The sequence below is a fragment of the Rhodococcus jostii RHA1 genome, from assembly GCF_000014565.1.
GTDB lineage: Bacteria > Actinomycetota > Actinomycetes > Mycobacteriales > Mycobacteriaceae > Rhodococcus_F > Rhodococcus_F jostii_A.
This window is the reverse complement of record NC_008268.1, coordinates 7095000-7117696: the sequence shown is the minus strand read 5'-3', so window position 1 is coordinate 7117696 and position 22697 is coordinate 7095000. Positions and strand designations below refer to the sequence as shown.

The 22697-nt window shown below is 69.2% G+C and carries 22 protein-coding genes and 1 pseudogene; 10 read left to right on the top strand and 13 right to left on the bottom strand.

The features are described 5' to 3' along the window. Positions 1 to 41 precede the first annotated feature (41 nt). From RHA1_RS32360 to mqo, 9 genes are all read right to left on the bottom strand, one after another. Complete coding sequence (locus tag RHA1_RS32360) at positions 42 to 413, bottom strand: glyoxalase superfamily protein (protein ID WP_009479783.1); 372 nt, start codon at positions 411 to 413, stop codon at positions 42 to 44. 56 nt (positions 414 to 469) lie between these two features. Further along, positions 470 to 1903 (bottom strand): MFS transporter, encoded by a 1434-nt coding sequence (locus tag RHA1_RS32355; RefSeq protein ID WP_050787539.1) that lies wholly within the window; start codon positions 1901 to 1903, stop codon positions 470 to 472. A 101-nt stretch (positions 1904 to 2004) separates the two neighbouring features. Next, positions 2005 to 3231, bottom strand: coding sequence for a uroporphyrinogen-III C-methyltransferase (gene cobA / locus RHA1_RS32350; RefSeq protein ID WP_011598457.1), 1227 nt, complete (start codon positions 3229 to 3231; stop codon positions 2005 to 2007). Between the two features lie 47 nt (positions 3232 to 3278). After that, positions 3279 to 3659, bottom strand: a complete 381-nt coding sequence (locus tag RHA1_RS32345; protein ID WP_041812226.1) for a cobalamin biosynthesis protein — start codon at positions 3657 to 3659, stop codon at positions 3279 to 3281. Further along, complete coding sequence (locus RHA1_RS32340) at positions 3652 to 5052, bottom strand: cobyrinic acid a,c-diamide synthase CobB (protein ID WP_041812225.1); 1401 nt, start codon at positions 5050 to 5052, stop codon at positions 3652 to 3654. The genes RHA1_RS32345 and RHA1_RS32340 overlap by 8 nt, the downstream gene beginning before the upstream one ends. Further along, on the bottom strand, positions 5046 to 5660 hold the full coding sequence (gene cobO / locus RHA1_RS32335; RefSeq protein ID WP_011598455.1) for a cob(I)yrinic acid a,c-diamide adenosyltransferase: 615 nt from the start codon (positions 5658 to 5660) through the stop codon (positions 5046 to 5048). The genes RHA1_RS32340 and cobO overlap by 7 nt, the downstream gene beginning before the upstream one ends. Positions 5661 to 5703: 43 nt before the next feature. Next, positions 5704 to 7617 carry a magnesium chelatase subunit D family protein gene (locus tag RHA1_RS32330; RefSeq protein ID WP_029537585.1) on the bottom strand — a complete coding sequence of 638 codons (1914 nt, stop codon included), beginning with the start codon at positions 7615 to 7617 and terminating at the stop codon, positions 5704 to 5706. Positions 7618 to 7828: 211 nt separating this feature from the next. Then, positions 7829 to 8350 carry a GNAT family N-acetyltransferase gene (locus RHA1_RS32325; protein WP_009479775.1) on the bottom strand — a complete coding sequence of 174 codons (522 nt, stop codon included), beginning with the start codon at positions 8348 to 8350 and terminating at the stop codon, positions 7829 to 7831. A 64-nt stretch (positions 8351 to 8414) separates the two neighbouring features. Further along, positions 8415 to 9959 carry a malate dehydrogenase (quinone) gene (mqo, locus tag RHA1_RS32320; protein WP_011598452.1) on the bottom strand — a complete coding sequence of 515 codons (1545 nt, stop codon included), beginning with the start codon at positions 9957 to 9959 and terminating at the stop codon, positions 8415 to 8417. 121 nt (positions 9960 to 10080) lie between these two features. Between mqo and RHA1_RS32315 the strand changes: the two genes are divergently transcribed. From RHA1_RS32315 to RHA1_RS32305, 3 genes are read left to right on the top strand one after another with little or no spacing between them, the layout of a single operon-like run. After that, entirely contained in the window at positions 10081 to 11091 is a 1011-nt protein-coding gene (locus RHA1_RS32315) for an alpha/beta hydrolase (RefSeq protein ID WP_011598451.1), read from the top strand. After that, positions 11088 to 12473 (top strand): mycothione reductase, encoded by a 1386-nt coding sequence (mtr, locus tag RHA1_RS32310; protein WP_011598450.1) that lies wholly within the window; start codon positions 11088 to 11090, stop codon positions 12471 to 12473. The genes RHA1_RS32315 and mtr overlap by 4 nt, the downstream gene beginning before the upstream one ends. Continuing rightward, entirely contained in the window at positions 12470 to 12799 is a 330-nt protein-coding gene (locus RHA1_RS32305; RefSeq protein WP_009479771.1) for a YnfA family protein, read from the top strand. The genes mtr and RHA1_RS32305 overlap by 4 nt, the downstream gene beginning before the upstream one ends. Positions 12800 to 12829: 30 nt before the next feature. Here the strand turns inward: RHA1_RS32305 and RHA1_RS32300 are convergent, their stop codons facing one another. Next, entirely contained in the window at positions 12830 to 13396 is a 567-nt protein-coding gene (locus RHA1_RS32300) for an alpha/beta fold hydrolase (RefSeq protein WP_011598449.1), read from the bottom strand. A gap of 103 nt (positions 13397 to 13499) precedes the next feature. Here RHA1_RS32300 and RHA1_RS52115 point away from each other — a divergent pair. The 3 genes and pseudogenes from RHA1_RS52115 to RHA1_RS32285 all read left to right on the top strand — a co-directional run bounded on the left by RHA1_RS52115 (position 13500) and on the right by RHA1_RS32285 (position 15458). Continuing rightward, a pseudogene (locus RHA1_RS52115) lies at positions 13500 to 13861 on the top strand (GntR family transcriptional regulator). Continuing rightward, positions 13858 to 14763, top strand: coding sequence for an ABC transporter ATP-binding protein (locus RHA1_RS32290; protein ID WP_011598448.1), 906 nt, complete (start codon positions 13858 to 13860; stop codon positions 14761 to 14763). Before RHA1_RS52115 ends, RHA1_RS32290 begins: the two are co-directional and overlap by 4 nt. After that, positions 14760 to 15458 carry a hypothetical protein gene (locus RHA1_RS32285; protein ID WP_011598447.1) on the top strand — a complete coding sequence of 233 codons (699 nt, stop codon included), beginning with the start codon at positions 14760 to 14762 and terminating at the stop codon, positions 15456 to 15458. The genes RHA1_RS32290 and RHA1_RS32285 overlap by 4 nt, the downstream gene beginning before the upstream one ends. On the opposite strand, the gene RHA1_RS32280 is transcribed toward RHA1_RS32285, so the two are convergent. The 3 genes from RHA1_RS32280 to RHA1_RS32270 all read right to left on the bottom strand — a co-directional run bounded on the left by RHA1_RS32280 (position 15455) and on the right by RHA1_RS32270 (position 18616). Continuing rightward, a complete protein-coding gene (locus RHA1_RS32280) occupies positions 15455 to 16993 on the bottom strand; it encodes a cobyric acid synthase (protein WP_009479764.1) in 1539 nt (512 codons plus the stop codon). The two genes, RHA1_RS32285 and RHA1_RS32280, sit on opposite strands and share 4 nt — an antisense overlap. Beyond that, complete coding sequence (gene map, locus RHA1_RS32275) at positions 16990 to 17847, bottom strand: type I methionyl aminopeptidase (protein ID WP_016880170.1); 858 nt, start codon at positions 17845 to 17847, stop codon at positions 16990 to 16992. Before map ends, RHA1_RS32280 begins: the two co-directional genes overlap by 4 nt. 61 nt (positions 17848 to 17908) lie before the next feature. Beyond that, a complete protein-coding gene (locus RHA1_RS32270) occupies positions 17909 to 18616 on the bottom strand; it encodes a GntR family transcriptional regulator (RefSeq protein WP_041812223.1) in 708 nt (235 codons plus the stop codon). 184 nt (positions 18617 to 18800) lie between these two features. Here RHA1_RS32270 and RHA1_RS32265 point away from each other — a divergent pair, with 184 nt between their 5' ends. From RHA1_RS32265 to RHA1_RS32250, 4 genes are read left to right on the top strand one after another with little or no spacing between them, the layout of a single operon-like run. Further along, positions 18801 to 19838 carry a 2-aminoethylphosphonate ABC transporter substrate-binding protein gene (locus RHA1_RS32265; protein WP_011598444.1) on the top strand — a complete coding sequence of 346 codons (1038 nt, stop codon included), beginning with the start codon at positions 18801 to 18803 and terminating at the stop codon, positions 19836 to 19838. 2 nt (positions 19839 to 19840) lie between these two features. Further along, the gene (locus tag RHA1_RS32260) at positions 19841 to 21010 is read left to right on the top strand and encodes an ABC transporter ATP-binding protein (RefSeq protein ID WP_011598443.1); all 1170 of its coding nucleotides are present in this window, start codon (positions 19841 to 19843) and stop codon (positions 21008 to 21010) included. Further along, a complete protein-coding gene (locus RHA1_RS32255; protein ID WP_009479759.1) occupies positions 21007 to 21912 on the top strand; it encodes a 2-aminoethylphosphonate ABC transporter permease subunit in 906 nt (301 codons plus the stop codon). The genes RHA1_RS32260 and RHA1_RS32255 overlap by 4 nt, the downstream gene beginning before the upstream one ends. Continuing rightward, positions 21887 to 22672, top strand: coding sequence for an ABC transporter permease (locus RHA1_RS32250; protein WP_041812222.1), 786 nt, complete (start codon positions 21887 to 21889; stop codon positions 22670 to 22672). The genes RHA1_RS32255 and RHA1_RS32250 overlap by 26 nt, the downstream gene beginning before the upstream one ends. Positions 22673 to 22697 lie beyond the last annotated feature (25 nt).

Below are 22697 nucleotides of genomic sequence, written 5' to 3'. Positions count from 1 at the left end.
ATCGCGCGAGGGCAGGCCGATTTCCGCTACCGGCCGCGACGTCAGGTCCGCGGCGGAAGCTGCTGCAGCGCCCACTCGTTGCCGTCGGGATCGGCGAAGTACACGAAGCGCCCCCACGCCAGGTCCTGTACGTCGCTGACGGGAACGCCACGGGCGGACAGCTCGGCGTGGGCGGCGTCGGCGTCGTCGATGACGATCTGCAGCCCGTGCACCGAGCCGGGCGGCGTGTCGACCAGGCCCTCGCCGACAGCGATCGAGCACGCCGACCCGGGCGGCGTGAGCTGGACGAACCGGACGTTCTCGTTCACGCGGTGGTCGTGGTCGACGACGAAGCCGACCTGGTCGGCGTAGAACGCCTTGGCCCGGTCCACGTCGGACACCGGCAGAATGATCAGCTCGATTTTGTAGTCCATGACCGGATGCTATAGACGGACTACGTCAACCGGGCCGAAACCGGACCGGACCGCGTTCACGCCTGCTGCGCGGCCTTCTCGGCGGCTTGGGCCTGCGCGACCTGTTGCGGGGTGAAGCGGATGAACAGCGCGGCCAGTCCCGCGATGAGGGCGCACCCGGCACTGCCGACGAGGGCGAACGTGTACCCGTTGCCGAGCGCCTCGAGTTGCGTCGGATTCATGTCGGCGACCTTGCCGGAGATGCCGCCGAGGGACAGCGTTCGCGAGGTGGCCATCGCCCCGATGACCGCCAGGGCGAGGGGTCCACCCAGGGTCTGCGCCACCTGGGCGATGGCGGCGAGCGGACCTATCTCCGTCTCCGACACACCGGCGATGGCGCACAGCGGGAGCGGGACGACGGCGAGTCCGACACCGAATCCGATACCGATGACCGGCACGAACAGGTTGCCGAGGTAGGTGGCGGAGCTGTCGAGGGTCGAGCCGTACAGCAGCCCGACCACCATGATCGCCGCGCCGGCGATCACGAGCCACCGGGGCTGGATCCGCACGGCGAGCTTGGACGCCACCGCGGCCGCGCCGCCGAGGCCGAACGCGAACGGGATGAACGCGAGGCCGGCCTCGAGGGGGCTGTAGCCGAGGATGTCCTGGACGAACAACGCGACGAAGGCGGCGACCGTGAACATCACGGCACCGGCGAAGAAGATCGCGACGAGCGTCGCGACCCGGTTCTTGTCGCGGAAGAGGGAGAACGGCAGCAGCGGGTTGTCGGCGGTCCGTTCGACGTACAGGAACGCGCAGAACAGCAGCAGACCGGCGACGAGCGCACCGATCACGTACGGGCTCCCCCAGCCGAGTTCCGGACCTTCGGTGAGCGCGAACACCACGCCCGTCGCCGCGACCGTGGCGAGAACCGCCCCGGGAACGTCGAGGGCCAGGCGCTCACCCGCGGTCTCCTTCAATGCCACGAACGCGCACCCCACGATGACGACGCCGATGGGCACGTTGATGAGGAAGATCAGTCGCCACGACACCTCGGTGAGGGCGCCGCCGATGATCAGGCCCGCGATCGACCCGATGCCCGTCATGGCCGCGAAGATCGCGATGGCCTGGTTACGCGCAGGTCCGGCCGCGAACGTGGTCGCGACCAGGGCCAGCGCCGTCGGGGACGCCACCGCGGCGCCGACACCCTGCAGGAACCGGGCGGCGATCAGCATGAACTCGCCCACCGCGAGACCGCACAGCAGCGAGGCGACGGTGAACAGGGCGACACCGCCGACGAACATCTTCTTCCGGCCGAACGCGTCGCCGAGCCGTCCGCCGAGGAGCATGAGGCCACCGAACGCCAGTGCGTACGACGTCAGCACCCAGTTGCGGCCACTGTCGCTGAGACCGAGATCGGCCTGCAGCGGTGCGAGCGCCAGGTTGGCGACGGTGCCGTCGAGGACCACCATCATCTGCAGCCCGCTGAGCACGATGATCGCAAGCCCCATCACGCGGGTGGCAGCCGGCGGATTCACCGTGGCTCTCGCCGCAGACTTGTTCGACGCCGACGCGCCTTCGGGTACTCGGGATTCAGACACGAGGGTTCACGTTACCCAGCGTCCACAGAAAACCCGGCCACCGGCCCGATGACCACGATGGCGGGCGGCCGGATCTGCTCTTCCTTCACCCGGGCGGCAACGGTCTGGAGATCGGCCCGCACGGTGCGCTGCGTGCGCAGCGTCCCCTCCTGGATGACCGTGACCGGGGTGTCCACCGGACGCCCTCCCTCCATGAGGACCGTCGCGAACGCCTCGATGCGCTCGACGGCCATCAGCAACACGATCGTGCCCTTCAACCGGGCGAGCGCCGACCAGTCGACGAGCGAATCCGGGTGGTCGGGGGCGACGTGACCGCTGACGACGACGAACTCGTGGGTGACGCCTCGATGAGTGACCGGGATGCCGGCGGCCGACGGCACCGAGATGGCACTGGTGATGCCGGGGACGACCGTCACGGGCACACCCGCCGCGGCGCACGCCTCGAGTTCCTCGTAGCCGCGCCCGAACACGTACGGGTCGCCGCCCTTGAGCCTCACCACGAACTTGCCTGCCTTCGCACCGTCGATGAGGGCGGCGTTGATCGCCTCCTGCGCCATCGCACGGCCGTAGGGAATCTTCGCGGCGTCGATGACCTCGACGTCGGAGCCGAGTTCGGCGAGCAGTTCCGGCGGGGCGAGGCGGTCGGCGACCACCACGTCGGCGCGGGCGAGCAGTCGCCGGCCGCGCACGGTGATGAGATCGGGGTCGCCCGGGCCGCCGCCCACCAGTGCGACACCGGCCGCCGGGTGGTCGGCGGTGTCGGCGACCGCACCGGATTGCAGGCCCTCGACGAGGGCGGTGCGCACTGCGGCGGACCGGCGGTGGTCGCCGCCCGCCAGCACGCCGATGCTCATCCCGTCGTAGCTTGCGCTCGCCGGTGTGACGGCGGTGCCGTAGCGGGCGTTGTCGGCGCGGACGCAGAAGACACGATTCCGCTCGGCCTCGGCGACGATCGCCGCGTTGGTGTCCGGTTCGTCCGTGCACGCGATGGCGTACCAGGCGTCGGCCAGATCGCCGTCCCGGTATTCGCGAAGTTCCAGTGTGATTTGTCCCGCGGTGGCCATTCCCTCGACCGCCGGCGTGACCGCGCGGCTGATCAGGTGCACCCGCGCACCCGATGCGATCAGGAGCCCGAGCCTGCGCTGTGCCACTGTTCCGCCACCGACCACGACCACACGACGATCGGCCAAATTGAGTCCGACCAGGTAGTTGGTCTCGTCTCCGGTGGCAGCAGTCACGCGCTCTCCCCGTTTCTCCAGAAAATCCTGCACGTCTCGTCTCGAACCTACGAAACTTTACGGGCTGCCGCGACGACGACGCCATTCGCGGACCACTTGGTCACGATCAAGGGCCCGCCGCCCGCTCCGAGCACCGCCGCCGCTTCCGCGACGCTCGGCGATCCCGTCGCCGAGTGCACGCGGTCCGACGGGTTCGCCACCTCGACGGCGGCCAGCTCCCCCGCGGCGAATCCGCGGACGGCGACACCCAACGCCGCTGCCGCATCCCGGACAGCCGGCTCCGTGGCCTTCCGGTCGAGGGTGCACAGGCAGTCCAGGGTCGCGTCCGAACCCGGGTTCGCGGACGTCAGCGCGTGCCGGACGGCGGCGAGGATGTCCGTGCTGCTCGTTGCCGCGCGGAACCCGACGCCGACGCAGACGTCACCCATGCGCGGCGAAGGTGCGGGCCGCGGCCACGAAACGGGTGATCGCCTCCGGATGACCCGCAGGGTGTGTGTGCAGGTACGAGGCGTGCACGCCGCCGCGGACGAAACCCTCGCGCGCAGGGTGGCCGTCCCAGGGCCGCCAGCCCCAGGCCGGCGCGAAGCCGTCCGCCTCGGCCGCGGCGAGCGACGTGCGATGGAACTCGTGGCCGACCACCCGCTCACCTGCCGCGAAGAGGACGGAGTCCGTGACCGCCACCGCCTCGCGGTACCCGAGCGTGAGACGAGACCCGAACGAAGCGTCGACCCCGACCACGGAGGCCATCGCGTGCCCGTCGAGACTGCGGGCGAGGTAGAGCAGACCGGCGCACTCCGCATGGATCGGCGCCCCCGCGGTGGCGAGTTCGCGGATCTGCGTCAGGAGCACGGAGTTTTCCGCGAGCGCGACGGCGTGCTCCTCGGGGAAGCCACCGGGCAGCACCACGCCGCTGGTGCCGGGCGGCAACCCGTCGTGCAGGGGGTCGAACGTGATCACGTCCGCACCGGCGGCGCCGAGGAGTTCGCGGTGTTCGGCGTACCCGAACGTAAATGCCCGGCCCCCGGCGATCGCCACGACCGGGCGAGGGCCGGGGAGAATCGGCCCGGCCTCGGCGGCGGGGTCCCACACCGGCCCGTCGACCGCCGACGACGCGAGCGCGCGGATGGCAGGCAGGTCGAGGTGGCGAGCGGCCAATCGGGTCATCGCGTCGACGGCGTCCACCGCGTCGGCCCCGTGCTCCGCCGCCGGGATCAGCCCGAGGTGGCGGGACGGGACCTCCAATTCGGCCATCCGCGGCACGGCGCCGAGCACGGGGAGCCCGACGCGCTCGCATGCCTGCCGCAGCACCTGTTCGTGCCGCGGGCTTCCCACCCGGTTGAGGATCACCCCGCCGATGCGGACCCCGGAGTCATAGGTGGAGAAGCCGTGCAGGATCGCAGCCAGGCTCTGACTGTGGCCGCGGGCGTCGACCACGAGCACGACCGGGGCGCCGAGCAGTGCCGCCACCTGGGCCGTCGATCCCTCGGCCGACGGCTCCTGCGACGCCGCGTCGATCTTGCCGTCGAACAGGCCCATGACGCCCTCGACGACCGCGAGGTCACACCCCGAACTGCCGTGCCGGTACAGCGGGCCGATCCGCTGCGCGCCCACCATGACCGGGTCGAGATTGCGTCCCGGACGTCCGGCCGCGAGCCCGTGGTATCCGGGGTCGATGTAGTCGGGGCCGACCTTGAACGGTGCCACCGTGCAGCCCGACGCACGGAGCGCTCCCACTAAACCGGTTGCGACAGTGGTCTTTCCGCTGCCCGATGCGGGAGCGGCGATGACCACCGCCGGCGCCGCGGGGAGCGTGGTCACCACTCGATGCCCCGCTGGCCCTTCCGGCCGGCGTCCATCGGGTGCTTGATCTTGGTCATCTCCGTCACCAGATCCGCGGCGTCGATCAGTGCCTGCGGGGCGTCGCGGCCCGTGATCACCACGTGCTGGTTGCCGGGCCGGTTCTGCAGGACCTCGATCACCTCGTCGACGTCCACCCACCCCCACTTCAGGGGATAGGTGAACTCGTCCAGAACGTAGAACCGGTGTTCCTCGGCCCCCAGCCGGCGGGCGATCTCGCGCCAACCCTCGGCGGCCGCGGCGGCGTGGTCTTCCTCGCTGCCGTGCTTACGCGTCCACGACCAGCCCTCGCCCATCTTGTGCCACTGCACCGACCCACCGACACCGGTGTCCTCGTGCAGCTGACCGAGGGCTCGGAAGGCTGCTTCCTCCCCCACCTTCCATTTGGCACTCTTGACGAACTGGAACACCCCGACGTCGAATCCCTGATTCCAGGCACGCAGCGCCATGCCGAATGCCGCCGTCGACTTCCCCTTGCCCGGTCCGGTGTGGACCGCGAGCACGGGAGCGTTGCGTCGTTGACGTGTGGTGAGGCCGTCGTTCGGAACGTTCTCGGGAACACCCTTGGGCATGTCTCTTCTCTCTACTCTCTCCCCTACCGAAGCCGCATCCGGATCACGCCGCGGCGCGGACGACGCCCGCGACCTGCTGCGCGGACAATTCGCCGAGGCGCACGTAGCCGCCCCGCAGCCGGCGGGCCAGCTCCGCGGCCAGCCCGAGCCGGACCATGCCGGTCTCGCAGTCGACGACCACCGACGCGACCGAGCTGTCGGCGAGCAGCCCCGCGGCCACCTTGGCCCGGTGCAGTGCGTCCTTGCCGCCCGTCGCCCGCCCGTCGGTCAGTGCGACGACGAGGGCGCGGCGCTGCGGATCGCGGAGACGTTCCCGCAGCACGACCTCACGCGCGCGCAGGAATCCTTCTGCCAGTGGGGATTTGCCGCCCGTCTTCATTCCGCGCAGGCGGCGGACGGCGATGTCCACCGAAGACGTGGGCGGCAGGACCAGTTCCGCGGCTCGTCCACGAACTGTGATCACCGCCACCTTGTCGCGGCGCTGGTAGGCGTCGCGCAGCAGTGAGACGACGGCACCGGTCACGGCCGACAATCGGTCACGGGCCGCCATCGACCCGGACGCGTCCACGACGAACACCACGAGGTTGCCCTCGCGCCCCTCGCGAATCGCCCCGCGCAGATCGGCCGAGTCCAGGATCATCCGGCCCGTGCTCCGGCCGCGGGCGACCTGCCGCTCAGCGGCGGCGAACAGCGTGCCCACCAGATGGAGTCCGTGCCCCTGTTCGGCGGTGGAGCGCACCGCGCGACCGCGGGACGAGCGCGAACGGGAACGCCGGCCCGGCGCGCCCTCGCCGACTCCGGGTACCTCGAGGAGCTTGGTGGTGAACTGGGTGCCGGTCGGCCCCGCCGGGCGTTCCGGGGGTGCCGGAGCCCCACCTCCGGGTCCGTCGGGATCGTCGGGCCCCTCGGGGTCGGTGTCCCTGCCGTCCGGTCCGGGCGGGGTGCCGGGCGGAGTTCCCGGCGCCTGCTCCGGCGGTTCCTCGGCACCGGACCTGGCGTCCTCGTCGGCCTGGCGGAGCGCGTCGTCGAGCTGCTGTTCATCGAGGCCGGGTTCGTCGAACGGATCCCGGCGGCGGCGGTGCGGCAAGGTCAGCTCGGCGGCGACCCGCACGTCCTCCGCCGTGACGGCCCCGGCGCCCCGCCATGCGGCGTGCGCGGTCGCGGTCCGGGCGAGGACGAGATCGGCGCGCATGCCGTCCACGTCGAACGACGCACAGAGAGAAGAGATTCGGCGCAACTCGACGTCGTCGAGCTCGACGGAGTCGAGCCGGTCGCGGGCCTCGAGGATGGCGGCCGCCAAGGCCGCGTCCTGCTCGGCGTAGCGCTCGGCGAACCGTGCCGGGTCACGCTCGAAGTCCAGGCGCCGCCGGACCACCTCCATGCGCACGTCCACCTCCCGCGACGCGGCGACGTCGACGGCCAGCCCGAACCGGTCGAGGAGCTGCGGCCGGAGCTCGCCTTCCTCCGGGTTCATCGTGCCGACCAGCACGAACCGGGCGGCGTGCGAGTGCGAGATGCCGTCACGCTCGATGTGGACGCGGCCCATCGCCGCCGCGTCGAGGAGCACGTCGACCAGATGGTCGTGCAGAAGATTGACCTCGTCGACGTAGAGAACACCCTGATGGGCGGCCGACAGCAGCCCGGGTTGGAACGCGCGCTCACCGTCGCGCAGGACCTTCTCGAGGTCGAGGGAACCGACGACGCGGTCCTCCGTTGCTCCGACCGGCAGTTCGATCAGTCGCGCCGGGCGCGTCCCGTTCTCGTCGTGCACCGCGGGCAGCAGTGCGGTGAGAGCGCGGACCACCGTCGACTTGGCCGTCCCCTTCTCACCGCGGACGAGGACGCCGCCGATACCGGGGTGGACTGCGCAGAGGATGAGGGCGAGGCGCAACCGGTCCTGACCGACCACCGCGCTGAACGGGAATCCCCACGAAAAGTCGGGTCGAACCTGGTTCACTTCACGATCCGTACGCACGCTGCATCCCTTCACGTCCCGGTTTCCTCGCCGAGAGCTTTGGCCGGTACGAACGCCGCGGCAATCTGGCTGGGAGACCGGATCGGCAACCAGGGTGGTGGCAGCCGGTCAGAGATCCGTCACAGTGGCGGGACCGCGCCTGATTCGAACAGGACTTCCCCGCGGACATTCACCTGACGACCCTAGTCGGGGCCTACTGCCCGGCGCTCGACGGGGCCGTCTCCGCGACCTCGTGCGCGGCACTGCCGGCGCCGAAGGCGGCGCCGCCGCCGCGCCGCATGGGGACGTGCGGGATGCCGTCCTCGACGAACTCTTCGCCGTCCGGCTTGAAACCGTGCTTGGCGTACATGTCCACCAGATACGTCTGCGCGTTGATGCGGCACGGCGCGTCGCCGACCTCGGCGAGCGCGGCGCGCAGCAGACGCGTCGTGTGCCCCTGACCGCGCGCAGGCCGCGATGTGCACAGCCGACCGATGCGGAACGACGTGGTGCCGTCGGCGTGCTCCTCGAGGAGGCGGAGAGTGCAGACCACCTGGCCGTCCTGTTCCAGCCAGAAGTGGCGGGTCTCGGCCAGCAGATCGCGGCCGTCGAGTTCCGGGTACGGGCACGCCTGCTCGACGACGAAGACCTCTACGCGAAGCTTGAGCAACTCGTAGAGCGTCTTGTTGTCGAGATCGAGTGCCCACGAACGCTTGAGTGCTGCAGTTGCCGTCATGACAGGCAACTATCGCACAGCACCGGCAAGTGCGCGCGCCCGTGGACCCGGCCCGGGCCGTGCGTCAGACCGCGACCGACGCGTCCTCCACCTTGCTGGTGTCGAGCTGGAGCACCTTCGATGTCCAGTCCCACACCTGCGAGAACAGCGCGGTGTCGTCGGAGAGTTTGACGCCCAGCGACGGAACCATCTCCTGGAGCTTCGGCTTCCACGACTCGTACTGGGCCGGGAAGCAGCGCTGCAGCACGTCGAGCATGGCGGGCACCGCGGTCGACGCACCCGGCGACGCGCCGAGCAGGCCCGCGATGGTGCCGTCGGCGGCGTTGACGACGGCGGTGCCGAATTCGAGAACGCCGCCCTTGCCCTTGGCTCGACGGATGACCTGGACGCGCTGGCCGGCGGTGATCAGTTCCCAGTCCTTGCCGAGCGCCTTCGGGACGAACTCCCGCAGGGTCTCGATCCGGCCGGCCTCGGACATCGCGAGCTCACTGATCAGGTACTTGACGAGACCGAGTTCGCTGACGCCGACACCGAGCATCGAGAGCAGGTTGTCCGGCTTGACCGAGCTGGGCAGGTCGGTGACGCGGCCCTGCTTGAGGAACTTGGGCGACCAGCCGGCGTACGGCCCGAACAGCAGTCCGGGCTTGTTGCCGATCACGCGGGTGTCGAGGTGCGGAACCGACATGGGCGGTGCGCCGACGGCGGCCTTGCCGTAGACCTTGGCGCGGTGCTGGTCGATGAGCTCCGGGTTGGTGCAGCGCAGGAAGGCGCCGCTGACGGGGAACCCGCCGAAGCCCTTGGCCTCCTCGATCCCGGACTTCTGCAGCAGGTGCAGCGCACCGCCGCCGGCGCCGACGAACACGAACTTGGCGCGCACGACCTTCTTCACACCGTTGCGGCGGTTGGTGACCTTGACCACCCAGCTGCCGTCGGACTGCTTGGTGAGGTCGGTGACCTCGTGCCCGAAGTGGACGACGCCGCCGGACGCGCCGACGTAACCGAGGAGCTGCTTGGTCAGGGCGCCGAAATCGACGTCGGTGCCGTCCTGGGTCCAGTTGAGGGCGACGGGATCGCTGAAGTCGCGGCCCTTCGCCATCAGCGGCAGGCGACGGGTGAACTCGTCGGGTGCGTCGATGTACTCCATGCCCGCGAACAGGGGGTGACCGGCGAGGGCGTCGTAGCGGGCCCGCAGGTACTTCGCGTTGGCCTCGCCGTGCACGAAGCTCACGTGCGGGATGGGGTTGATGAACTCCTTGGGCTGCGTCAGCACACCGCTCTCGACACCGTGCGCCCAGAACTGCCGCGACACCTGGAACTGCTCGTTCACGTTGACAGCCTTCGTGATGTCCACGGTGCCGTCGGCGTTCTGCGGAGTGTAATTGAGCTCACACAGCGCGGAGTGGCCGGTGCCCGCGTTGTTCCACGGGTCGCTGCTCTCGGCGGCTACTGCGTCGAGCCGCTCGAATGTGGTGATCGACCAATCGGGCTGCACCTGACGCAGGATCGCTCCCAGCGTCGCGCTCATGATGCCCGCGCCAACCAGCACTACATCCGTTCTCGTCTCTACCGCATTCTGATCTGACACTGGAGTATCGACTTCCTTGTCCATAGCCGTACGCGCATACGCCTGCCGTGTTCGCCGGATAGGTTACCCGCGCGTATGAGCGAGAATCACCTGCCCCAATTGTGCGCCTCCCCGCGCCCCCGAATCGCACATTAGATTGTGATCTGTGACTACATGGGCTCCCGACGTTCTCGGCGACGGATATCAGCAGCTGACCATTCCTCTCGGCACCGACCCGGACGGCGAGGGGGAGGTGAAGGCGACGCTGATCCGCTACCAGCCCGCGCAGGAGACGAAGAAGACCGGCCGCGCCGTGCTCTACGTCCACGGGTTCACCGACTACTTCTTCCAGAAGCACCTGGCCGAGCACTTCGCCGAACAGGGTTACGCCTTCTTCGCGCTCGATCTGCGCAAGTGCGGCCGCTCGCTCGAACCCGGCCAGACGCCGCACTTCGTCTCCGATCTGACGCTGTACGACGCCGAGCTGAACGAGGCGTTGCGCCAGGTCCGGGAACAGACCGGTGACGGGGAGGTCCTGCTGGTCGCGCATTCGACGGGCGGTCTGGTACTGCCGCTGTGGCTGCACCGCCTGCAGCGCAGGCCGGGCGGCACCGCCGCACTCGGCATCAGCGGGGTCATCCTCAACAGCCCGTGGTTCGACCTGCAGGGACCGTCGTATCTGCGGAACGTGGGAACGGTGGCCGTCGACGCGGTCGGGCGCGTCAAACGCAAGTCGATCATCCCGAAGACCGGGCTCGACACGTACGGCGTCAGCCTGCACGTGGAGGGCAACGGCATCTGGAACTACAACCTCGACTGGAAGCCGCTGAGCGGTTTCCCGGTGACGTTCGGGTGGCTGCGTGCGGTGCGCCGCGGGCACGCCCAGCTGCACCGCGGTCTCGACATCGGGGTTCCCGCCCTGATCCTCCGGTCCAAGGCGTCGTACTTCGCGCCGCGGTACGACCCCAGGGTGGACACGGCCGACGCCGTCCTCGACGTCCGGCAGATCGCCCGCTGGGCGGGGTGCCTCGGTGACCGCACCACGATCGTGCCCATCGCGGGCGCCCGGCACGACGTGTTCCTGTCCGCCGACCAGCCCCGGGCGGAGGCGTTCGCCGAAGTGGACCTCTGGCTCGACTGGTTGCACGGCCACAACGCTGCGGAGGCCAACCGATGACACATTTCGATCTGGCGATCATCGGTTCGGGTTCCGGAAACTCGCTGCCCGACGAACGGTTCGCCGACAAGACGATCGCGATCCTGGAGGAGGGCACGTTCGGCGGGACGTGCCTGAACGTGGGTTGCATCCCGACGAAGATGTTCGTCTATGCCGCGGAGGTGGCCCGCACGGTCGGCAATTCCGCGAAGTACGGCGTCGACGCAGAGCTCGAGGGGGTGCGCTGGCCGGACATCGTCAAACGGGTCTTCGGCCGCATCGACCCGATCTCGGCAGGCGGGGAACGCTACCGCGCCGAGGACAGCCCGAACACCACGCTGTTCCGCGGGCACGCGACATTCGTGGGCCCACGGACCCTCGACACCGGAACCGGGGAGGTCATCACCGCCGACCAGGTGGTGATCGCGGCCGGGTCCCGGCCGATCATTCCCGACGTGGTCCGGGAATCCGGTGTGCGGTACTACACGAACGACGACATCATGCGGTTGCCCGAGCTGCCCGAGCGCATGGTGATCATCGGTGCGGGATACATCGCCGCCGAGTTCGCGCACGTGTTCTCCGCGCTCGGCACCCGGGTGTCGCTGATCGCGCGCAGCTCCCACCTGCTACGGCATCTCGACGAGGACGTCTCCCGCCGGTTCACGGATCTCGCCCAGAAGAAATGGGACGTGCACCGCGGCAGCACCGTCGCTGCCGTGCGCCGCGACGGTGACGGCGTCGTGGTCGAACTCGAGGACGGCACCGTCGTCTCGGGTGACGTTCTCCTGGTCGCGACCGGGCGGCAGTCGAACGGGGACGCCATCGGGGCCGCCGCCGGCGGCATCGACCTCGACGACGAAGGACGCGTCGTGGTCGACGACTACCAACGAACCAGTGCCGAAGGCGTTTTCGCGCTCGGTGACGTCTCCTCGCCGTACCAGCTCAAGCACGTCGCCAACCACGAGGCGCGAGTGGTTCAGCACAATCTCCTGCAGGACGCGTGGACGGACACGTCGGGTCTGCGCGTCTCGGACCATCGGTTCGTACCCGCCGCCGTGTTCACCGACCCGCAGATCGCGCACGTCGGGCTGACCGAGGCCGAGGCCCGGGAGGCAGGCTGGGACATCACGGTGAAGGTGCAGGCGTACGGCGACGTCGCCTACGGGTGGGCGATGGAGGACGACGAGGGGTTGTGCAAGGTCATCGCCGAACGCGGCACCGGTCGTCTGCTCGGTGCGCACGTGATCGGCGCGCAGGCGCCCACGGTGATCCAGCCGCTGATCCAGGCAATGAGCTTCGGGCTGACGGCGCAGCAGATGGCGCGGGGGCAGTACTGGATCCACCCGGCGCTGCCCGAGGTCGTCGAGAACGCTCTCCTCGGCCTCGACCTACCGGCCGAGTGACGGTCGCCAAGTCCGTCGCGCTGTTCGCCGTCGCGGCGCTGTTCGAGATCGGCGGTGCGTGGCTGGTGTGGCAGGGCGTCCGCGAGCACCGGGGCTGGATCTGGATCGGCGCCGGTGTGGCGGCGCTCGGTGCGTACGGGTTCGTCGCGACGCTGCAGCCGGACGCCCACTTCGGCCGCATCCTCGCCGCGTACGGCGGGGTGTTCGTCGCGGGCTCGCTGATCTGGGGCATGGTGGCGGACGGTTTCCGCCCGGACCGCTGGGACGTCTCGGGCGCCCTTATCTGTCTCCTGGGCATGGCCGTCATCATGTACGCCCCACGCTGAGCACGGTCGCGCTCGGCGTGGGGCCGGCATCTACCAGGGGCTGGTACGGAGAACGATCTCGGTGGCCAGCTCCGCCGCCGCCGCGGCTGGGACGTTGGTGACGTCGTCGAGTTGTACGACGCGGAAGTCGGAGTAGACGAAGCGGCCGCTCGCGTCCGCCTCGGCACGCCGGTCGGGGCTGCCGACCATCACGGTCGTGGGGAGTTCGACCGGCGGGCAGTCGGATCCGCGCACCGCACCGGCGGAGTCGGGTGCCGCCGGATGCCCCCGGTCGGCCACCACGAGGCTGGCGAAGCGTCCGAACTGGCGAGCCGCCAGCGACCACGCCAGTTCGGCTCCTTCCCGGCTGCCGACGAGGTTGACCCACCCGACCTTCAGTTCGTCGAGGAGAGCCATGATCGTCGTCTCGTCGAGACCGGTGATGTCCTCGGGCACGATCGTGCGCAGATCGGAATTGTGCAGGCGCTCGCAGACGCCGTCGTAGACATCCGGTCCGTCGCCGGCCCCCGGCAGTAGGAGAACGGTGTGTTTGCTCTCCGGTCCGTCGATGCGGACCGTGCAGGTTCCATTTCCCACCGCCACGTGCGTCAGTTCCATGGGCTAAAAACTACGCGATCGGGGACGTCCTGCGCTCGGACCTCCATGGTTCCATGGTTCATTACATGAGTAATGAACCGATCAACCGACGAGGCGGGCGTCGATGATCGACAACGGCAGACCGCTGTTCCAGCAGATCGCAGAACTCATCGAGAACTCGATCAGCGACGGAACCCTTCCCGAGGAAGGCCAGGTACCGTCCACGAACGAGCTCGCCGCATTCCACCGGATCAACCCGGCGACCGCAGCCAAGGGACTGAACAGCTCGTCGCCGACGGGATCCTCTACAAGAAGAGGGGAATCGGAATGTTCGTCACCTCCGGTGCCCGGAACGCGCTGCGCTTCCGGCGACGCTAGCGGTTCGCGCGCCAGTTCATCGACCCGCTCGTCACCGAAGCGGACAAACTCGGCGTCAGCATCGCCGAACTCGAGGCCATGCTCGACCAACGGGAGGGAGCACGATGATCGGCACAGCATTCGACACGAAGACGGTCGCCTCGGCGCGGGGCCTCGGCAAGCGATTCGGCGCCTTCGTCGCACTCGACGGGATCGACTTCTCCTTGCAGGAGAACAAGATCTACGGCCTCCTCGGCCGCAACGGCGCCGGCAAGACCACGCTCATGCAGATCTTCACCGGCCAGGAGTTCCAGACTTCGGGCGCGGTCGAGATCTTCGGTCACGCTCCGCACGAGAATTCCCGGGCACTCACCGACGTGTGCTTCGTCAAGGAGAGCCAGAAGTACCCGGACGACTTCAAGGTCGGGCACGTCCTCGCGACCGCACGGCACCTACTCCCCCACTGGAACGAGGAGTTCGCACAGACACTGCTGGAGGATTGCGATCTTCCGTTGTGCCGCAAGGTGAAGAAGCTGTCGCGGGGGATGACGTCCGCGCTGGGTGTGACGGTCGGTCTGGCCTCCCGCGCACCGCTCACCCTGTTCGACGAGCCGTATCTCGGCCTCGACGCGGTGGCACGGCACCTCTTCTACGACCGGCTTCTCGTCGACTACGCCGAACACCCGCGCACGGTCGTGCTCTCCACACACCTCATCGACGAGGTCAGCGACCTGATCGAACACGTGATCCTGATCGACAAGGGACGGATCGTCCTCGACGAGGACACCGACGCGCCACGCGAAGGCGCCGTCGTCGTCTCCGGCCTGGCTTCGCTCGTCGCCGACTTCACCTCGAACAAGACTGTCCTGCACCGTGAATCGCTGGGTAATCACGAACGGGCAACCGTGCAGATCACCCTGTCGGACTCCGAACGGGACCGGGCGGTGGACGACGGCCTGCATTTCGAGCCGTTCAGCCTTCAACAACTCGTGGTCCGCAGCACCACGGCCACCAAGGAGGACGCACGATGACGAACCGGGTCCTGACCGTCTCCCGCATCCACACCGTCGCCTGGCCCCTGCTCGTCGCGTGGCCACTGGGCGTGCTGGTCGCGTCGTTCACGATCGGTGCAGCCATCTTCGCGATGGTCGGCGACACCGGCAGCGACACCAACTTCTCCGGCGGCGCCTTCTCCCTGTTCGGGATCGCCCTCGCGTTCTACCTGCAGGCCATGACACAGACGTTCCCGTTCGCTCTGGGGATGAGCGTCACCCGTCGCGACTATTTCGCGGCCACCCTGATCGTCGCCGCCGTCCAGGTGTTCGTGTTCGGGGTGACGCTCTACGGACTGTCGCTGATCGAGGAGGCCACCGGCGGCTGGGGTGTGGGGATGCGGATGTTCGCGATACCCAACTACTTCACGTCCGACCCGGCCATCCAGCTGGCCGCCTACTTCGCCTTCCTGTCACTGACCGCGGCGGCGGGAATGTTCCTGGGCGCACTGCATCACCGGTGGCGGGTGGTGGGGCTCTTCACGCTCGGCGTCGGCACCCTCCTCGCCGCAGGCGTCGCCGCGTTCGTGATCACCTGGCAGAAGTGGTGGCCGGACATCGGCCACTGGTTCGCCGACGCGCCCCGGTCGGTGCCGATGGTGTGGCTGCCGGCACTGGTCGCGGCGGCGGGGATGGTCGCGGCGTGGGCGCTCGTCCGCCGCGCGACGGCCTAACTCACCAGGGTCGACGCGATGGCCGGGAGGCCTTCCGGGGCGCCTGCGCCGAGGAGGTCCTCCAGGGCGCGGAGATCGAGGTTCTGCTCCACCAGATCCGCCAACAGATCGAGTTGAGCGGTCCGGATCGCGGCGACATCCGTGTCGGGTGCGGTGACGAAACCGGTTCTCCCCGCGTGTTCGGCCACATCGTCCAGCAGGAGGCGGCGGAAACGGTCGGTCTCGAGCAGTCCGTGCCAGTGCGTGCCGTAGACGGCGCCGCGGATACTGCCTTCCGCGGCGCCGCTGCTCGCGTGGAGCAGGGGCTGGTCGCCGTTGCGCCGCACCCGGCCGTGATGGATCTCGTACCCGGACACCGGAACTCCGTGGGCGTTGCCGCGCACCTGCGCGAGCACCTTGTCCGGGGCGAACTCCACCTCGAGGTCGAGCAGTCCGAGACCGGGCACCGCACCCCGGCCGGATTCGACGTCGTCGACGATCACGGACCCGAGCATCTGGTAGCCGCCACACACGCCGAGCACCGGACCGCCGCGTTTCGCATGCGCTGCGATCGCATCCGCGATGCCGTTGCGGCGCAACCACTCCAGATCCGACACGGTCGACTTGCTCCCGGGCAGGACGATCAGGTCGGTGTCCTGCAGCCGCGACGGATCGGTGATCCAGCGCACCGACACCCCGGGTTCGCACGCGAGCGCCTCGACGTCCGTCGAATTGGAGATGCGGGGCAGGCGGATCGCGGCCACCCGCAGCCAGTCGTCGCCGATCGGTGGCGCCGGACGTCCGACCGGGGCGTCCCCCACGACACCGAGCGAATCCTCCGCGTCGAGCCACAGGTCCTCGGCGAAGGGAATCACCCCGAGCGTCGGGCGTCCCGTCACGGCCGTCAGCTGCTCGAGGCCCGGCCCCAGCAACGACACGTCGCCGCGGAACTTGTTGATCACGAATCCCGCGATCAACGCCTGGTCGTCCGGTCCGAGGACCGCCACGGTGCCGAACAGGTGGGCGAGCACTCCACCGCGGTCGATGTCGCCGACGACGATCACCGGCAGGCCGGCGGCCCGGGCGAGCCCCATGTTGGCGAGGTCGGTGGCTCGCAGGTTGATCTCGGCGGGTGACCCCGCGCCCTCACAGATCACGACGTCGTAGTCGGCGCGCAGCGACGCCAGTTCCTCGGCCACCACCGCACGCAGGTGCTGCCGATGCTCGATGTAGTCGCGGGCGCCGACGGACGTGACCGCGCGGCCGCGCACCACCAGTTGCGACGTGCGGTCGCTCCCCGGTTTCAGCAGGACGGGGTTGAAGCGGACACTCGGCTCGAGTCCGCAGGCCGCGGCCTGCAGAGCCTGCGCCCGGCCGATCTCGCCGCCGTCCAGCGTGACGACGGAATTGTTCGACATGTTCTGCGCCTTGAACGGCGCCACCCGGACACCTCGCCGCGCGAGCATCCGGCACAGTCCCGCGACGAGCACACTCTTGCCCGCGTCGGACGTGGTGCCGGCGACGAGCAGGGCGCCCTTCCACCTGCTCTCGCTCAAGGCAGGGTGAGGATCTCGTTGCCGGTCTCGGTGACCACGATGGTGTGCTCGAACTGAGCCGTCCACTTGCGATCCTTGGTGACGACGGTCCAGTCGTCGTCCCAGATCTCCCAGCCGATGTCGCCGAGGTTGATCATCGGTTCGATCGTGAACACCATGCCGGGTTCGATGACCGTGTCCACGGAGGGCTCGTCGTAGTGGAGGATGACGAGGCCGTTGTGGAAAGTGGTGCCGATGCCGTGTCCGGTGAAGTCGCGGACCACGCCGTAGCCGAAGCGGTGCGCGTACGACTCGATGACGCGGCCGATGACGTTGAGCGCGCGGCCCGGCTTGACCGCTTTGATGGCGCGCATCGTCGCCTCGTGGGTCCGCTCCACCAGCAACCGGTTCTCCTCGGCGACGTCCCCGGCGAGGAACGTGGCGTTGGTGTCCCCGTGCACGCCGCCGATGTACGCGGTGACGTCGATGTTGACGATGTCGCCGTCCTGGATCACCGTCGAGTCGGGGATGCCGTGGCAGATCACCTCGTTCAGCGACGTGCAGCACGACTTGGGGAAACCCTTGTAGCCGAGCGTCGACGGGTAGGCGCCGTGATCGATCATGTACTCGTGCGCGATGCGGTCGAGCTCGTCGGTGGTGACACCCGGCGCCACCGCCTTACCGGCCTCCTGCAGGGCCTGCGCCGCGATCTTGCTCGCCACCCGCATGGCCTCGATGGTCTCCGGGGTCTGCACCCACGGCTCGTTGCCTTCCTTCGCCGTGGGCTTCCACGCGTACTCGGGACGCTCGATCCCCGCCGGTACGGCGAGGACGGGCGACACGGTTCCGGGGCTCAGTGCTGTGCGGACAGACATGGGTACCAGGTTAGCCCCGAGCACGACCCGGACGCCCCCGGACCCGTCGTGCGCGTCGACATCACTCCCGCAGTGTGGTGAGGAAGGCGATCCGGTCGCCGCGGTAGAGGGAACGCACCCGTTCGATCGGGACGCCGTCGGTGTCGAGCGAGACACGATGGAGCCGCAGCATCGGCATCGCGGTGGTCGAGTCGAGCAGCGCGGCCTCCCGCGGGGAGGCCAGCACCGTCTCGATCCGCTCGGTCGCCGACGCGAACACCACGCCGGTCTCGCGGATCGCCGCGTACAGCGAGGTACCCGGGTCGAACGTGCGCGCCATCTCCCCGAACCGGTCTGCCGGCAGATGGGTGCTTTCGAGCCCGATCTTCTCGTCGTCCGCGAGCAGGACGCGTTCGAGGTGGATCACCGGCGCGCCGAACGCCAGACCGAGCGCCTCGGCGAGGTCCGCGTCGGCACCGAGTTCCTCGAAGGTCACCAGTTCGCGCCCGGGCACCCGGCCCTGACTGACCGCACCCTCGGTGTAGGAACGCAACGACAGCGGCTGCACGAGCTTCGGGCTGGCGACGACGGTGCCGCGGCCGCGACGTTCGACGCGACCCTCGACCAGCAGTTCGTGGATGGCCTGCCGCACCGTCTCGCGGGACACCGTGAACCGCAGGGCCAGTTCCCGCTCCGCAGGCACCGCGTCCCCCACCTCGAGCTCGGTGAGGATCGACTCGAGTTCGGTGCGGACCCGGTAGTACTTGGGGACGTTCGGCGTTGCCGTCATCGCGTGACGGTGCCGATCAGCACGGACTCTCCGGACGCGCTGCCGTCGTCGTTCATGCGGCCGAGCGTACCCGAAAAATGGTCTATACCAATTGTTCACCTGCCGTTCCCTTCGCAGTGGGCCACTGGTCTAGACCAAACGGCAAGCTCCGTTTCACAGTCTCCCTCATCGTTAGGAACCCGTCATGCGTCTTCGCCCCCGGATCGCCGCGGCCGCCCTGGCCGCGACCGTCCTCACCCTCGGAACCGCCTGCGGCGGAACCGGTACCGCCGCCGATTCAGGCACCGACACCGTCACCGTCTACAGCGCCGACGGGCTCTCCGGTTGGTACCAATCGCGTTTCGACGCCTTCACCGCACGGACCGGGATCGCGGTGAACCTCGTCGAGGCCGGATCCGGCGAAGTCGTCTCTCGTCTCGAGAAGGAACAGTCGAACCCGCAGGCCGACGTCGTCGTCACGCTGCCGCCGTTCATCCAGAAGGCCGACTCCCAGGGGCTGCTCGTTCCGAGCGGCGTCGACACCTCCGCGGTTCCCGCGGCGGAGAAGGACGCGGCCGGTCACCACGTTCCCGTCGTCGAGAACTACCTGTCCTTCATCGCCAACCCGGCGGCCTCGCCTGCTCCCCGCACCTGGGACGACCTGCTGTCCGACCAGTTCAAGGGCAAGATCCAGTACTCGACCCCCGGCCAGGCCGGCGACGGCACCGCGGTGCTGCTGCTCCTGCAGCACCTGATGGGCAGGGACGGCGCACTCGACTATCTCACCAAGCTGCAGGTCAACAACGTGGGACCGTCGTCCTCGACCGGCAAGCTACAGCCGAAGGTCAGCAACGGCGAACTGCTCGCGGCCAACGGTGACGTCCAGATGAACCTCACGTCCATCGCCGAGGACGGCTCGACATTCGACCTCTTCTTTCCCGCTGCCGCCGACGGCACCCGAACCACCGTTGCCCTGCCGTACGTGATGGGTCTGGCCAAGGGGGCGCCGCGCAGCGAGCAGGGCAAGCAATTGATGGAGTTCCTGCTCTCCGAGGAGTCGCAGAAGACCGTCGCCGACGATGCGCTCGGCATGTCGGTCCGCGAGGACGTGCGCGCCGCCGCGGGCGAGAGCGCCCCGGCGCGGGCACTGCAGGGGGTGCAGGTGTGGTCGCCGAACTGGAACGACGTACTCACCGAACTCGATTCGGACGTCGCCGCGTACCAGAAGGCCACCGGGAGCTGATCGTGTCGGGACTTCCAGCCAGGCGGGCAGACCCGTCGTACACCACCGCGGTTCGCGGAGCCACCGATTTCTCCGCGCCGGCCATCACGTTCGACCGCGTCACCGTCGGCTACGGCCGCGGCAAGGGCGTCACCCACGCCCTGATCGACTTCAACCTGCGCGTCGGCCGCGGTGAGACGGTGGCCCTCCTCGGCCCCAGCGGGTCCGGGAAGTCGACCGCGCTCAAGGCGCTCGCGGGATTCGTCCGCCCCACTTCGGGTTCCGTGCGGCTCGGATCCCGCGACGTCACCGACCTACCGCCCGCGAAACGGGGAATCGGCGTCGTGGTGCAGTCGTACGCGCTGTTCCCGCACATGCGGGTGGCCGACAACGTCGCGTTCGGCCTCCGCTCCCATCGGGTGCCGCGCGCGGAGATCGGCGCGCGGGTGGCCGAGGCCCTCGACATGGTCGGCATGGCCGCCTATGGCAACCGCCTGCCCCGCGAGTTGTCGGGCGGACAGCAGCAGCGGATCGCGATCGCGCGAGCCCTGGCGATCCGGCCTTCGGTTCTGCTGCTCGACGAACCACTCGCCGCACTCGACGCGCAACTGCGCGAGAGCATGCTCGGTGAGCTCTCGCGGCTGCGGGCGGCGCTGCCCGACACCGCGATGCTCTACGTCACGCACGATCAGAGCGAAGCGCTGGCGCTGGCCGACCGGATCGCCGTCATGCGGAACTCCCGGCTCGCCGACATCGACACCGCCGAGAACCTCTGGAAGCGGCCGCCGAGCAGTTTCACCGCGGAATTCCTCGGCGGCGCGAACCTGCTGCCGTGCACCGTCACCCGGGTGATCGGGACGTCGGCGCTCGTGTCGATGGGCGGCGTGCCCGTCACCGCCACCGCCCCGCAACCCGACATCGGACACGTGGAGTGGGAGTCGGACCTGCCCGCGTTCCTGTGTGTCCGCCCGCACGCGGTGACACTGACGGCGCCCGGCACGCGGGGTTCGTTCTCGGCGCGGATCGTCTCGACGGAGTGGCGGGGATCGACCACGCGGATCACGCTCGCCGTCGACGACTTCGAGGGAGTGCAGGTGCACGCGGACGTGTCCGGTCACGACCAGCGTGGTCCGGGCACCGTCGTCGGCGTGCAGTTCCCGTCCGACGGCAGCGTCCTGGTGCCGGCGACGTGACCGCGACCCTCGAGCGTCCGCCCGCCGCGACGGCACCGCTCTCCCGCGAACCGTTCCGGTGGCGAGGCATCGCGTGGACGCTCCCACCCCTGCTGCTCGTACTCGGATTCGCCGTCTACCCGATGGCCCGGGTACTCACCGAATCCCTCGCCTCCGAGACCGGGTCCGGTCTGGACAACTGGTCCGCGGTGCTCGGCTCGGAACTGTTCCGCACAGCCCTGTGGCGGACGGTACAGATCGCCGCCCTCTCCACCCTCGGCTGCCTGATCCTCGGCACGTTCCTCGCGCTCGTCCTGGCGTTCGTCCCGTTCACGGGATCGAAGGTCGTGGGACGGCTGATCGACGCGGTGCTGTCGCTTCCGTCGTTCCTGATCACGCTGGCGTTCACGTTCCTTTACGGCACCGCCGGGGCAGTGAACGCGCTGATCGCACGGATCACCGGCGCCGCCGACGGACCGCTGAACTTCCTCGGCACCCCACTCGGGGTGATCGCCGCGGAGGTCACGTTCTTCACCCCGTTCGTCGTACGCCCCCTGCTCGCCGCGTTCACCCAGATCCCCCGCGAACAACTCGACGTCGCCGCCAGTCTCGGGGCGTCGCCGCTGCGGGTGCTCCGGACCGTGGTGATGCCCGAGGCGTGGCCCGCACTGCTGGCGGGTGGATCGCTGGTGCTGCTGCTCACCCTCAACGAGTTCGGCATCGTCCTGTTCACGGGTGCCAAGGACGTGGTGACGTTGCCCGTCCTGATCTACACGCGCGGCATCGTCACCTTCGACCTGCCGGGCGCCGCCGTGATCGCCACCGTCCAGGTGGCGCTGTCGCTGACCCTGTACTGCACATACCGATTCGTGTTCGCCACGCTGACGGGAGGCAGCCGTGCTGCTGTGGACGAGAAGGTCTAGAGCCCTGATCGTGGGCGTGTTCGCGGTCGTCGTGACCGTCGTGTTCGTGGCACCGATCGCCACCGTGGTCGCGGCCGCGCTGGCCGGGTCCTGGACGGGCCCGCTGCCGTCGGACCTCGGCGGCCGGAACTTCACGACGGCACTGTCCGACGAGAATTTCGCCAGTCTCACTGTCAGCCTGCAGACGGCGTTCGTCGCGGGTGCACTGGCACTGGTGGTCGGGACGTGGGCGGCACTGGCAGCGCGTGAGGCGCCGGCGTGGTTGCACCGCATCACCGACGCGGCCTTTCACCTGCCGATCGCGATCCCGTCCGTGGCGATCGGTCTGGGTCTGCTGATCGCGTTCAACTCGCGGCCGCTCCTACTCGGCGGAACCAAGTGGATCGTCCTCCTGGCGCACACGATCCTCGTCCTGGCGTTCACGTTCAGTACCGTCTCGGCGGCGCTGGACCGGCTCGATCCGGCCTACCGGCAGGCCGCCGAATCCCTCGGCGCCGGTCCCACCCGGGTCCTGCTTCGGATCACGCTGCCGCTCCTGCTGCCTGCACTCGGCGCCGCCGCGGGCCTGTCGATCGCGCTGTCGATGGGCGAACTGGGCGCCACCGTGATGGTGTATCCAGCGACCTGGAAGACGTTGCCGGTGAGCATCTTCGGGCTCACCGACCGCGGTCGGGTCTTCCTAGCCGCGGCCGACACCACCCTCCTGCTGGCGGTCACCCTCCTCGCCCTGCTGGTCGTCGGCCGCATCCGCCGGCGCTGACGCACCCGTGCGTGGTTGACGAGTC

Bases quoted from the DNA above. Each gene is read 5' to 3' on its own strand.
- RHA1_RS32360 (WP_009479783.1), bottom strand. From the start codon at position 413: ATGGACTACAAAATCGAGCTGATCATTCTGCCGGTGTCCGACGTGGAC.
- RHA1_RS32355 (WP_050787539.1), bottom strand. From the start codon at position 1,903: ATGGGGCTTGCGATCATCGTGCTCAGCGGGCTGCAGATGATGGTGGTC.
- RHA1_RS32345 (WP_041812226.1), bottom strand. From the start codon at position 3,659: ATGGGTGACGTCTGCGTCGGCGTCGGGTTCCGCGCGGCAACGAGCAGC.
- cobO (WP_011598455.1), bottom strand. From the start codon at position 5,660: ATGCCCAAGGGTGTTCCCGAGAACGTTCCGAACGACGGCCTCACCACA.
- RHA1_RS32325 (WP_009479775.1), bottom strand. From the start codon at position 8,350: ATGACGGCAACTGCAGCACTCAAGCGTTCGTGGGCACTCGATCTCGAC.
- mqo (WP_011598452.1), bottom strand. From the start codon at position 9,959: ATGGACAAGGAAGTCGATACTCCAGTGTCAGATCAGAATGCGGTAGAG.
- mtr (WP_011598450.1), top strand. From the start codon at position 11,088: ATGACACATTTCGATCTGGCGATCATCGGTTCGGGTTCCGGAAACTCG.
- RHA1_RS32300 (WP_011598449.1), bottom strand. From the start codon at position 13,396: ATGGAACTGACGCACGTGGCGGTGGGAAATGGAACCTGCACGGTCCGC.
- RHA1_RS32290 (WP_011598448.1), top strand. From the start codon at position 13,858: ATGATCGGCACAGCATTCGACACGAAGACGGTCGCCTCGGCGCGGGGC.
- RHA1_RS32285 (WP_011598447.1), top strand. From the start codon at position 14,760: ATGACGAACCGGGTCCTGACCGTCTCCCGCATCCACACCGTCGCCTGG.
- map (WP_016880170.1), bottom strand. From the start codon at position 17,847: ATGTCTGTCCGCACAGCACTGAGCCCCGGAACCGTGTCGCCCGTCCTC.
- RHA1_RS32270 (WP_041812223.1), bottom strand. From the start codon at position 18,616: ATGACGGCAACGCCGAACGTCCCCAAGTACTACCGGGTCCGCACCGAA.
- RHA1_RS32265 (WP_011598444.1), top strand. From the start codon at position 18,801: ATGCGTCTTCGCCCCCGGATCGCCGCGGCCGCCCTGGCCGCGACCGTC.